Genomic DNA, 12,205 nt, shown 5'->3' with positions numbered 1-12,205 from the left:
GATGCTAGGATGATTTTATTTAAAGGAAAAACCAACGATCTTGAAACCCTATTTCCCCCTACCCTAAAACTAGATGGTCAAATCTGTGTGCGAAATGGTATTAGCGCTCGCAGTAAATTTATGATTGGTATCTATGATATTGCCCTATACTTGGGTGAAATGACTGAAGATGCCGAAACAGCCATTACCTCACGATATGCCAAGCAATTGCGCATGGTGTCTCGCCGCAATATCAAAGGCTCATTACTGGAAAGTGCCTTCAAAGACGGCATCAGAGCGAATAGTAGCGCAAAAGAATATCAGAAAATCGCCTCAGTGATTGATGACGTGTTTGGTGAGTTGTTCAAAACCAACACCATCAAAGAAGGGGCGATGTTTACGATTGAGTTTTCGCCAGAGCATGGCGTTCGTTTAAATTATGATGAGGTTGGCGATCTTCCTTATATCAAAGAAGAAGGCTTTGACCAAGCTATTCTTCGTGCTTGGTTAGGCGATAATCCTATATCACTTGAGATGAAAAAGGATTTGCTAGGTCAGCACTAATGTTACACTGCTTATTTTTACACTTCCCATATTTTAGACTTCCCATCAAGCATCGGGAGTTAATCTAGCCAATTGATAGTGGCCGTAACTTTTTTACTGGCTTTAATAGGGTTGTGTTTATTGCAACCCTATTTTAAAGATGAATAGCGATGGCATGATTGATACGTTTGGCGTCACCTACTAGGATAACTGGGCATTCATCCCTTACCTGCCTAGTTTTCTTTGATTCGATAACAAGCAAGTTGGTGTTTTTCATTTTTATCCCAATTTTTTATCCCAATAGCGGCAATTTTTTTGCTTTGATTCTTTTACCCTATCGTCCATCAGGGGTTACTACAATACTATGTTTCTTTTTGGATGGCTATGCTAGTCTAAAGCAAAAAAAAATCAGGCAGCTTATGAAACCACTTGCGCAAAAGTCCCCTAAACCAATCATATCAACCCGTAACACCCCACAAACCTTTACCCTCAATAAGCTTGCTAAACCTATCGTGCGCGATGATATTTTTTCGTTGCCGCCTGCTGTGTATGGCACTATCTATTTGACGCTGATTCCGCTATTTGGCTTTTTGTACAGTACCTTGCCAAATATGCAGTTTAATCATGAAAACGTGGGCTTTTTGGAAGCCATGTATTTTAGTACCATCACGGTGACCACCACTGGGTTTGGCGATATTACCCCAACCAATACCTTTACACGGGCGTTTGTGATGATTGAAGCGACCATTGGGGTGGTATCCGCAGGTTTGTTTTTAAATGCGATTACTTATCAGCGTGAAGAAAACATGAGCAATCTGATGGACGCCTATGAAGCGAGAAAAGAAATCTCTTATGCCTTCGCGCGCCTGCACAGTCATGATAGTTTGATTACGCTTAACATGAATACTTATCTAAACCGGGTTAATCAACTGTTGGGCATAGAATCAGAGCAAACCCCGGTGGCGCAATCTGACCGTGAGGGTCGCGCTAATTTAAACCGCTCGCCTGATTTGCCCGCGGCGCCTGACGCCAAAGTCCCCCAGCAGCTTATTGGTATTCATGAGCCTATTCCCGAAACGCTAGCATTTACTAATTTACAGCACTTATTTAATGCCTCAGCGCGCTTGACCGATGACCCGCGTAAGCCTTTGATTTGGTACTATTATCAAGCCTTGGATGAATTGGTCAATAGTATTGAAAATTTGGTACGTGAAACCGAAACTTATCGCTGGGCAGATTTGGAGTCGATTTGTATCCAGTATTTAAGTGATATCAAATCCTATGACTCCAGTAGTTATGTGCTCGCGGAGCCAAACTTTGAGCAACAACTTGCGGATATCCAAGCTCAGCGTCAGCAAGACATGTTACTTATCAGTGAATATCCAAGTGATAAAGCGGTTGAGCTGTCGAACGAAAATAGTTTAAACCCGTATATTATTTTGTTTATGGGTATTCAAACCACCATTGATTTTATCAAAAAATTCCAACTTCGCTACCAAGAAATTATGCAAACCATTTAATTTTATCCGCTCATAAAAAAACACCCCACATGCCGTGAGGTGTTTTTGTTAATCAATCAATCAATGAAGCATTAGTGACCAAATTGGTTGGCAGTGTTTTTGGCGCCGCCCGCTTTCAATGCGTTCTCACCCGAGAAGATTTCTTTATGGTCATCACCGATGTCAGAGCCAGCCATAGCTTGGTGCTTAACTGCCGCAACGCCTTCACGGAGTTCTTTACGTTGTACTTCTTCAACGTAAGCTAGCATACCTTTGTCACCGAAGTAACCTTTTGCCAACTGGTGCGTACTTAATGCCGCCGTGTGGAAGGTAGGTAGGGTGATCAAGTGGTGGAATACACAGGCTTCACGTGACGCATCAGCTTGGAAGGTACGTGCTAGTTCATCAGCAGCAGCATTCAACTCAGTATTGTCGTAGTCAGCAGACATTAAGTTTGCTTTGTCGTAAGCTGAGATGTCTTTGCCTTCTTTTTCCCATTTTGCGATGACTTGTTTACGGAAGTTAAGCGTCCAGTTGAATGATGGGCTGTTGTTGTAAACCAGTTTAGCATCTGGCACTTGCGCAACGATACGGTCAGTCATTGATTTGATGTGCGCGACGTCTGGTGTTGGCGTTTCAATCCATAGTAGATCAGCACCGTTTTCAAGTGCAGTCACACAGTCAAGTACTACGCGGTCAATGTTGGTGCCTTCGCGGAATGAGTACAAGCCGTTTGGCATACGAGTTGGGCGAACCAATTTGCCATCACGTTTTAATAGCACATCGTACTCGCTTGCATTTTCTAACGTCACTTCTTCAACTTCTAAGAAGTCTAAGTATTGTGAAGCAAGGTCGCCTGGCTCACGTGACACAGGAAGTTTTTGCGTTAATGACGCACCTTCAGAGTCAGTACGGGCAACGATTACACCATTATCAATGCCAAGCTCTAAGAACGCATAACGAATCGCGTTAAGTTTTGCGATGAAGTCTTCGTGTGGTACGGTCACTTTACCATCTTGGTGACCACATTGTTTGGCGTCTGATACTTGGTTTTCAACTTGGATAGCACAAGCACCGGCTTGGATCATTTGTTTGGTGAGCAAGTAAGTTGCTTCTTCGTTACCAAAACCTGCGTCGATGTCAGCGATGATTGGCACGATGTGTGATTCAAAGTTGTTGATTTTGTCTAAGATGGCTTTAGTGTCTTGACCTGCTTCTTGCGCCGCATTTAATTCACGGAAGTAATCGTTTAATACTTTTTCGTCCGCTTGACGTAAGAAAGTGTAGATTTCTTCGATTAATTTTGGCACAGCGGTTTTTTCGTGCATAGATTGGTCAGGTAGTGGACCAAATTCTGAACGAAGCGCAGCAACCATCCAACCTGAAAGGTAGATATATTTACGTTCAGTAGTACCGAAGTATTTTTTAACCGCATACATGGTTTGTTGACCGATAAAGCCATGCCATGCACCAAGAGATTGGGTGTATTTTGATTTATCAGCATCATAAGCTGCCATGTCACGACGCATGATGTCGGCAGTGTATTGAGCGATTTCTAAACCTGTTTTGAAACGGTTTTGGATAACCAAACGCGCAGCATCATTTTCGCTGATGTTTTTCCAGTTACCATATTTGGCTTTTAGTTCGCGGATATGGTCAATCGCTGAAACGTAAGTTGACATAGCAGTCTCCTATTGAGGACGGTGGGATAAAAAACTTAGGATGATTGTTGTATTGTGATAATAGCAAAAGTCTTAAATAAGCCAGTATTTAGCAAGTGTTAAACACCGAAAATAGAAATAATGTTTAAGAAACAAGCGAAATAGCCAAATAGCATAACAATTTTTTTAACAAAATACGTGATATTTCTTACAGTGATATTAAATAGTCTGTTAAAATTAAGAATTCTATTTTGGCACTAATAAAGCTTTAAGTTGGCTTAAATAATGGAATGAATGCACTATACCCTTTAATTCATAATTTAGCTATTTAATGATTCGTATCTTTAGTATTTATTTAAAATATAGTATAATACAATCAATAACTTAAATTTTATTGCTAGGTTTTAGCCCTGTTAAAACTAGCGGTTTTAGCCTTTTTTTCTTAACTTTTAACTAGACAAACAGTAATTTATGGATTTACAACGTGTGGATTTGAACCTTTTGGTGCATCTTGATGTGTTACTTCGAGAAAAAAACGTCACCAGAGCCTCTGAGCAACTCGGCATTACCCAGCCCGCCATGAGTAATATTTTACGTCGTTTGCGTAAGTTGTTTAATGATCCCTTGTTGATTCGTTCATCTGAAGGCATGACGCCGACGGAGCGGGCGCTTGAATTACAGCCGCGCGTACGCGAATTGTTAGCGGATTTAACCCAGCTATTAGAGCCGCGTACTGAGTTTCGTCCTTATACCTCAAGTCGTGTGTTTCGGATTATGACGTCAGATTATGCCGAAGCAACACTGGTGCCTAGGCTAGTTAAAGCGCTGCGCAGTGAAGCCCCAAACGTGATTTTGGACTTCTTAACGCCTTCAGATGTGTCATATCGAGATATGGAACAAGGTCGGGTTGATTTGGCGATTAATCGTTTTAACGAGGTACCGCAAAGCTTTCACCAAGTGCTGATTTGGCGTGATACTTTTAGTTGTTTGTTGTCGGCTGATAGTCCGTATGTCAATCGCTTTAACCTAAAAAATTATCTTAAAGCTCAGCACGTTTGGGTCTCTAAAACAGGGATGGGGGTGGGTTTTGGGGTGAATCCCGAAAAATCTGGTGGACTTGGCTCGATTGATGCGGCGTTACAACGCCTCGGTCAAAAACGTCAAATCAGTGTCTTTACCCGTCACTATCAGATGCCTGCCATGCTCACCGCCAATAAAGACTTAATTGCCACGCTGCCGACTCGGGTAGCGCGAATGCAAGCAAATAATGATGATATCGTAATTAAAGAGCCGCCATTTTTTATTCCAGAGTTTGAATTGACGATGGCATGGTCGCCGCTATTACAGCATCACCCTGCGCATCGTTGGTTACGTCAGTTGATTCAACATGTGTCGCGACAAATCATCGCCGAAGAGCGCATCAAGTATCCGCTACAGACTGCGATTCAAGACGGTTCGCTGCATACCCAGCCTATTGATTTGGTTGAAATTGATCCTGACCGTCAATAAAGGATGGTCAGACAAACTGCTTATCTAGGACTGGTCTAGGACTGGCAAATTTTATCCACCCACAGCTCATACGGATATTTTCCTAAATGTCCGTAACGTCCTTTTTCAGTTACCCGCCCTTCAATACAGACAGGTAAACTAATCGACACGCCCGTTTGACCTTGCGCTTTGGCATACTCGGCTAACAGGTTGTTTGGGTCAAATACATGGTATTTGGTCGTACCGTCATTAAATTCAGATTGCTCTAAGCTTTGGGTAAATGTGCCGTTTAGCGTCAACGTTTTTTTGGGTACACTCTCAATGCTTTCTTTGATATCGTTTAACTTGCCATTTTGCAGCGATTGGTACGCGACGCTGGCGCAACTCGCCAATAGACCAATTATCGCCACAGCCCCGCCCAACCATGCGGCCTTTTTACCCATTATCTTGTTAGTTAGCATGGTGTTTTCCTTATTATTGATATAAAAAAATGATAGCAATATTCGTTGCTATCATTTGTAGATTTTATTTATCGTTACACTACCCTTGGGTAAATAGCTTAGCGAATATAGGTATGGTCATCAGGATTACTCACCTGCTGTGTCAGCGCGTGGGTTGGCAAGACTTTCTTGAGGTAAAAATACCCCAACATACCTGCCAATAATGACCCTAAAATAATGCCGAGTCGTTCGTCAAATGGCTTGACTTCAAGCCCCGCAAAGGCAAGCCCGCCTATAAACAAACTCATGGTAAAGCCAATACCACATAAAATCGCCACACCAAATACTTGTCGCCAATCAACATTGGTAGGCAAGCTAGCTAACCCAAGCTTGACGCCAAGCCAACTAAATAACATCACCCCAATCGGCTTGCCGAGCAGCAGCCCTAGGGCGATACCGAGCGGTACCGTATGAAACAGCGAGGACAGCCCCGTACCACCAAGATAAATGCCCGCGTTGGCAAACGCAAAAATCGGTAAAATAATAAAACTGACTGTGTCCTGCAAATCATGTTCAACTGATTCGAGCGGTGAATGCTCAGGGTGCTTGTTGTCTGTCATTGGGATAAATAGCGCAAGCAGCACACCGGCAAGCGTCGCATGTAGCCCCGACTTTAACATGGCTGCCCATAGCAAAACACCAATCATGATATAAGCGGTGGTACGCGTGACGTTAAAGCGATTCATCAGCCACAGTATCACCAAACATACCCCAACCCAAGCCAGTGCCGCCATGGACAGACCCGATGAGTAAAATAACGCAATAATAATAATCGCGCCAATATCATCAAAAATAGCAATCGATGCCAAAAATACCTTGAGCGCGGCGGGCACGCGATTGCCCAGTAAAGTTAGCACGCCTAAGGCAAACGCAATATCTGTCGCCGCCGGAATCGCCCAACCCTTCATCAAATCTGCGTGCTGATAATTAAATGCGGCATAAAAAATCGCAGGTACCATCATGCCACCGACTGCAGCAATCGCAGGCAAGACAACTTTTTTGACGTCTGATAGCTCACCCACTAGCATTTCCCGCTTAAGCTCCAGCCCCACTAAAAAGAAAAAAACCACCATCAAGCCATCGTTGATCCAGTGTAATAAGTGATGATCGATACTAAAAGAGCCGATTTTTATCGAGATGGGTAGATGCAAAAAGTGCTCGTATATGTCACTCATCGGAGAGTTTGCTACCAGCATCGCCAACACAGCGGCAAACGCCAACACTATACCCGCCGCCATATCGTGTGCCAAAAATTTTTTAAATTGGTTAAATACTATCATCCGTCTAAAACTCTTTTTAATACCATTTTTTATTTATGAAACATACCACACTTAAACCAAGTAAAATAGCCTACAATACCATCATAGCATATATTTTATTATATCATAAAATCTATTTTATTGATAAATAATTTCATAATTTTAACTTAATAGAAAATTTTGTTCATTTATTGACTATTTTAGATAAATTAATTTTTTAGGGGTATGATTTGCTAGCGTTGATAGTTAACATTCTAAACACGAATGATTGAGAAAGTTGTTAACACCCCATCGCTATTTTGTATTATCATTTTATCGCTACTCTCCTACCCATTTAGAATCAGCCTTTCAACAGTGTGGATATTTTGCCAACTTCTCTTACCGATCTTGATTTAACCCCGCTCAAACGTTTTTCACATAACGTCATCGCTAATATCCGTGCCACGGGTCACATGCTAATAGGTTCAAAACGTGCGTTTTATTGGGTCAAGCCCACCGTATGGCAATTTTTGTTGTTCGGATTGACGGCACTGGCGAGCAATTTGCTGTTTTCGTGGTTGGTAGCTGAAGATGCCACCCATTTTAATCCACAAGGGCTGATTAGTTATTTGGTGTGGCCGATGGTGATGCTAGTGGCAGGATTGATTCTTGCCAAACGGCATTTTAATGCCATGCTAATTTTTGTGCCGGCGATTTTGTGGCTGTGTGCTGACACCTTTATGATGCTGGTGCAAAGCTTGATTCAGTTTATCTCAGACTTGGGCTGGCTACCTGAATGGACGTTTGATACGATTGGTATTGTGTTCGTATTGGCGTTTGTCTGGCAGTCGTTATCGCTGCTATGGATTTTTGGCAATCAATTACGCTGGTCATGGATTGAGCGTGTTCTGATTATGCTAGGTGCGTTTGCCGTACTCAGTGTTTGGCAAAAAAACGTGCAATCTGAGCCGATTTTTCAATCCGACCCCGTCGAACCTGTGGTCACTGAAGCGGCATTTTATGCGCAGCCTGAGCTTCTGGCTGATATGCTAAATAACGTGCAGCCGCAACGCCCGACTATACATGATTGGTACTTTATGGGTGTCGCAGGTCATGGCGAGCAAGATGTGTTCCGGTCAGAAATTGAGCTGACCAAAGATTACTTTGACCATCAATTTGGCACAGCAGGACGCTCGGTGGAACTCATTAACAACACCAATACCCTGTCTGCGCTACCGATTGCCAGTAAAACCAGTATTGAACGCACTTTGCAAAGTATCGCCAAAAAAATGGATGTCAATGAAGACGTGCTATTTTTGACCTTGACCTCGCATGGGGGTGACAAAGTGATTGAAATGTCCAACCCACCGCTAGCGCTCGATAATGTCGATGCCAAATGGCTACGCCAATCATTGGATAAATCTGGCATTAAATGGCGCGTCATTGTGGTATCCGCCTGTTATTCTGGCTCATTTATCAATGAGTTAAAATCGCCAGACACCCTAGTCATTACTGCCTCAGCGGCAAACAAATCATCATTTGGCTGTTCTAATGAAGCCGAATATACTTACTTTGGACAAGCATTTTTTGCTGAAAGCTTATCCAAGTTTCGCCGTTTTCAACCTGCGTTTGAAGCCGCCAGCAAACGCATTGCTGAACGGGAAAAAATGATGGGCTTTGAACCGTCTGAGCCGCAATTGGTGATGGGTGAGGCTATTAAAGCGATATTGCCAGAGTTTGAAAACAGTCTCAAACCCTTACCTGCGGTTGTGATAGCGCCATCGACTGCCGCCAGTGCTACTAGCGCTGCCCATAGCTTAAGTAGTCACCAACTGCACAAGTAACATCGGCTGCCTTGGCTATTTCAGCTGCCAAGACGCCTTGCAACTCGTCTTACCATCCGCCGCGGTAGCGATTAGGAACAACTGATATTTTCTGCCATTTTTTTAGCGATTTTATAATTTTTGCACATAAAAAAAGTGGGTTAACCTGAGTTACCCACTTTTTTATCAAATAGCGCGTCAAATAGACTGTGTCAGTCAATTATTTGATTTTAGCTTCTTTGAATACAACATGTTGACGTACCACTGGATCAAATTTTTTGATTTCCATTTTGTTTGGCATGGTACGTTTGTTTTTGGTCGTGGTGTAAAAATAACCCGTACCTGCAGTTGAAACTAATTTGATTTTATCACGCATCGCAATTGCTCCCTAAGAATATGAAAAGGCAAAAATTAAATTTTTTCGCCACGAGCACGCATATCAGTTAAAACTTGGTCAATACCAACTTTATCAATGATACGCATACCTTTGGTAGTCAAGCGAAGCTTAACAAAGCGGTTTTCGCTCTCTACCCAAAAACGATGGGTGTGTAGATTTGGTAGAAAACGACGGCGGGTTTTGTTGTTTGCGTGAGAAACATTGTTACCTACCGCTGGGCGTTTTCCAGTCACTTGGCATACTCGAGACATGGCTTACTCCTAATCGGTGTGCATGAGGGCTGCTCATGCCTGTCACAACTGATACTCGCACATCTCGCATATCATTGAAGCTAAAAAAAGCTAGGGTTTCAACGATTCTAGTGTTGAGTATCTCAGTTTGAATCAATAATTAATCTTTTGGCGGCGTACTTAAAATTAGCTACTCATGGGTAGTTATTTGACTTGCGTCAATCAAAACCATTTTAAGCAAGCGTCAAAAAATCGCTAGTAAATTTAAAGCCGCTATTTATACCATAACTTATGCCAAAATGCAATGTGATTGGATAAAAATTTAATGGGTTAAAACGCCTTGTTTGACCATCAAGGGTGGCTGGTTTTGATACCCAGTAGACTGGCGTAAAATTTGCTGACTTAACCAGTCAATTTGCGCATCGACAAACGGCGTGTCTGTCTGTAATTGGTTAAAAACAACCAAAGCGACTTTTAGCCCTGCTTGCCAAATTGCTTGTAGGGTTAGCATGGCATGATTAAGGCTGCCAAGCTTGATACCGACGACAATAATCACAGGGTATTTGAGCGCGGCTGCTACATCAGCAAGCGTTTCTTGCTCATTAATAGGGGTAAACCAGCCGCCTGCCCCTTCAACCAAAATCACATCGGCAGGATAGGCTGCGATGGACTTATGGATGGTATCGACTAATTGGGTGTTGGTGAGTGTCACGCCATCAAGCTGCGCGGCGATATGTGGTGAGCAAGGAGTCACTAGCTGGATAGGCGCAATGGCAGACAGCGGTGGTTTGACATTGGCAAATTGATTAATGCGCCTTGCATCATCGCTATATGTTTGCCCGTTGTCATCGGTTTCCATGCCTGCGGTGACTGGCTTGATGGCATAGACACTTTTGCCTTGCTGAGCTATATTCTTGACCAATTGCGCGGTGGTGGTGGTTTTACCGATTTCGGTGTCGGTACCTGTGACAAAGTACGCGCCGTTTAGTGCACATGAAGCATCGTTAACATTGGATAGATTCATTATTTCTTACTTGCTTTATGGTTAATGATTTGGGTGGTTTTTTGAGCTGATTGGGTAATTTTTTCAATTTTTTGCTCAAACGCTGGCATGAGTTCTTGCAAAGTTTGTTGCTGATTTTTCATAACAACGGGCATAATTTTCTCAAGATAAGCTTTACCAAATTGCGATTGTTTGGCAATGACTGATTGCCCAATATTTGAACCATAAAATTCAATCATTGAATTAACTTCTGCTTGGCTATAAGTGGTTTTTGCCGTTTCGATGAAAGCATGGATAAATTGCTCACGTACTTTCGGTTGGTTTTGCAGATCAATCGATTTCTGCATAAATTCACCGATAGCATCTTGGACTTGCTGTTGCTGAGTGGCGGTAAGTTCTTGGTTAGCCAAGCTGTCTTTAGTCGCTTGCTCGATAGCTTGACTCATCACGCCCTTGGCCTGCTCCATCATCTCGCTAAACGTCTTGTCCATTTGCTGAACTTGTACCAATTTTTTTAGCGATTCATCGCTAGGAATTTGATTTGCGGGATAAGCCAATGGCCCAGCAACGACAGTAAGTTTCGCTTGGGTAACTTGTGAAAAGGACAAAATAGATAAACAACCCATGAACACAGCCATTTTTAATAATTTCATTGTGATTCCTTTTTTAAAATACGTGCAAAAATCTGCTAAACTTTATCACAACTCTAATCAATGTCGCAAAATAACAGGAAAAAAAATGAACGATTCACCGATTATTGCCATTGTTGGATTTGGCTCATTAGGGGCGTTATTTGCAAGTTTATTAGCCCCAAATATGCCTTTTGAAAACTTGCGTATCGTCGCCGATAGAGACCGTGTCAACCGCTACCAACAGCAAGGTTTATTGGTGAATGGCGAGCCATTACAACTCAACTATGTCACACCAAACGAAAGCCCTCATTCAAACTTAAGTCCTGCCGATTTGGTGATGGTGTGTACCAAATTTTATCAGTTAAGTGAGGTGTTACCGCTCATCAAAAGTCAACTTGGCGACAATACGCTAATTGTTTCTGCCCTCAACGGTATCGCCAGCGAAAAAGTATTGGCAAACGCCTTTGGTGACGAGCGCATTGTGTATTGTGTGGCGCAGCAAATGGACGCCATGAAAAATGAGCCGCATGAAAAAAATGGGGAAAATGGTAGCCAACTGATTTATCGCGATCATGGACAATTGGTCATTGGCGCGATGACAACTGATAGCGCTGAACGCGCACGCGTGCAACAAGTCGATGCCCTCTTTAATCAAGTCAATTTTCCGCACTCAGTGAGCGATGACATGCCGCGCCAGCTGTGGGGCAAATTGATGCTAAATACCGGCGTCAATCAAACTGTGGCATTGTATCAAGGCACCTTTGATACCGTGCAACAAGCGGGTGAAGCGCGTGAAATGTTCAAAGCCGCCATGCGTGAAGTGATGGCAGTGGCACACGCTGAAGGCGTAACTTTGACCGAGGAAGATTTCAAAAAATGGCTGGCGATTATGGATGCGCTGGATCCTAAAGGCATGCCCTCGATGCGGCAGGATTTAAAAGCAGGGCGACGCTGTGAGCTTGATTTGTTTGCCGGGACAATTCGTGAATTGGGTGATAAGCATGGCATTGACACACCGGTCAATGACATCCTATATGATGGCATTAGTGCCTTAATGGCTAACAATCAGTCGTAATGACAACCCTAGCACTATTGAAAAAAGCGTTGCAAAAAACGCTGGATAGAAGTGATGGACAACCACTACAGATAAAAAAAGGGGCTGTGGTCTAAAAAGTATGCTCACTAGACCCAGCCATAATTGACGTAGTGAAA

At 42.9% G+C, this 12,205-nt stretch carries 13 protein-coding genes; 5 read left to right on the top strand and 8 right to left on the bottom strand.

The annotated features are described in order from the left end of the window. Window positions 1-9 precede the first annotated feature (9 nt). The gene (locus RT034_RS10520) at window positions 10-543 is read left to right on the top strand and encodes a chalcone isomerase family protein (protein WP_313016490.1); all 534 of its coding nucleotides are present in this window, start codon (window positions 10-12) and stop codon (window positions 541-543) included. A gap of 133 nt (window positions 544-676) precedes the next feature. Here the strand turns inward: RT034_RS10520 and RT034_RS10515 are convergent, their stop codons facing one another. Then, complete coding sequence (locus RT034_RS10515; RefSeq protein ID WP_313016489.1) at window positions 677-799, bottom strand: hypothetical protein; 123 nt, start codon at window positions 797-799, stop codon at window positions 677-679. Window positions 800-941: 142 nt separating this feature from the next. Here RT034_RS10515 and RT034_RS10510 point away from each other — a divergent pair, with 142 nt between their 5' ends. Further along, window positions 942-2,042, top strand: coding sequence for a potassium channel family protein (locus RT034_RS10510; protein ID WP_313016488.1), 1,101 nt, complete (start codon window positions 942-944; stop codon window positions 2,040-2,042). Between the two features lie 71 nt (window positions 2,043-2,113). Here the strand turns inward: RT034_RS10510 and RT034_RS10505 are convergent, their stop codons facing one another. Next, a complete protein-coding gene (locus RT034_RS10505; protein ID WP_065253181.1) occupies window positions 2,114-3,703 on the bottom strand; it encodes an isocitrate lyase in 1,590 nt (529 codons plus the stop codon). A 450-nt stretch (window positions 3,704-4,153) separates the two neighbouring features. Between RT034_RS10505 and RT034_RS10500 the strand changes: the two genes are divergently transcribed. After that, window positions 4,154-5,191 (top strand): LysR family transcriptional regulator, encoded by a 1,038-nt coding sequence (locus tag RT034_RS10500; protein WP_007116083.1) that lies wholly within the window; start codon window positions 4,154-4,156, stop codon window positions 5,189-5,191. Window positions 5,192-5,226: 35 nt separating this feature from the next. On the opposite strand, the gene RT034_RS10495 is transcribed toward RT034_RS10500, so the two are convergent. After that, window positions 5,227-5,631: a hypothetical protein gene (locus RT034_RS10495; protein WP_313016487.1), complete on the bottom strand. Its 405-nt coding sequence runs from the start codon at window positions 5,629-5,631 to the stop codon at window positions 5,227-5,229. 98 nt (window positions 5,632-5,729) lie between these two features. Next, on the bottom strand, window positions 5,730-6,947 hold the full coding sequence (nhaA, locus tag RT034_RS10490) for a Na+/H+ antiporter NhaA (RefSeq protein ID WP_409566377.1): 1,218 nt from the start codon (window positions 6,945-6,947) through the stop codon (window positions 5,730-5,732). Between the two features lie 347 nt (window positions 6,948-7,294). On the opposite strand from nhaA, the gene RT034_RS10485 reads away from it, so the two are divergent. Further along, window positions 7,295-8,752, top strand: coding sequence for a C13 family peptidase (locus RT034_RS10485; RefSeq protein WP_313016485.1), 1,458 nt, complete (start codon window positions 7,295-7,297; stop codon window positions 8,750-8,752). A 199-nt stretch (window positions 8,753-8,951) separates the two neighbouring features. Here the strand turns inward: RT034_RS10485 and rpmG are convergent, their stop codons facing one another. The 4 genes from rpmG to RT034_RS10465 form a co-directional block, all read right to left on the bottom strand. Beyond that, window positions 8,952-9,107, bottom strand: a complete 156-nt coding sequence (gene rpmG / locus RT034_RS10480; RefSeq protein ID WP_007116087.1) for a 50S ribosomal protein L33 — start codon at window positions 9,105-9,107, stop codon at window positions 8,952-8,954. 35 nt (window positions 9,108-9,142) lie between these two features. Further along, entirely contained in the window at window positions 9,143-9,379 is a 237-nt protein-coding gene (gene rpmB, locus RT034_RS10475; protein WP_007116088.1) for a 50S ribosomal protein L28, read from the bottom strand. A 301-nt stretch (window positions 9,380-9,680) separates the two neighbouring features. After that, on the bottom strand, window positions 9,681-10,382 hold the full coding sequence (bioD, locus tag RT034_RS10470; RefSeq protein ID WP_313016484.1) for a dethiobiotin synthase: 702 nt from the start codon (window positions 10,380-10,382) through the stop codon (window positions 9,681-9,683). Further along, entirely contained in the window at window positions 10,382-11,014 is a 633-nt protein-coding gene (locus RT034_RS10465; protein WP_313016482.1) for a DUF2059 domain-containing protein, read from the bottom strand. Before RT034_RS10465 ends, bioD begins: the two co-directional genes overlap by 1 nt. 85 nt (window positions 11,015-11,099) lie before the next feature. Here RT034_RS10465 and RT034_RS10460 point away from each other — a divergent pair, with 85 nt between their 5' ends. Further along, on the top strand, window positions 11,100-12,068 hold the full coding sequence (locus RT034_RS10460; protein WP_313016480.1) for a ketopantoate reductase family protein: 969 nt from the start codon (window positions 11,100-11,102) through the stop codon (window positions 12,066-12,068). Window positions 12,069-12,205: the final 137 nt, after the last annotated feature.

Source organism: Moraxella sp. CTOTU48841 (assembly GCF_032061225.1).
GTDB classification, from domain to species: domain Bacteria; phylum Pseudomonadota; class Gammaproteobacteria; order Pseudomonadales; family Moraxellaceae; genus Faucicola; species Faucicola cinerea.
The sequence above is the reverse complement of the archived record's forward strand: the minus strand, read 5'-3'. Positions and strand labels throughout refer to the sequence as shown.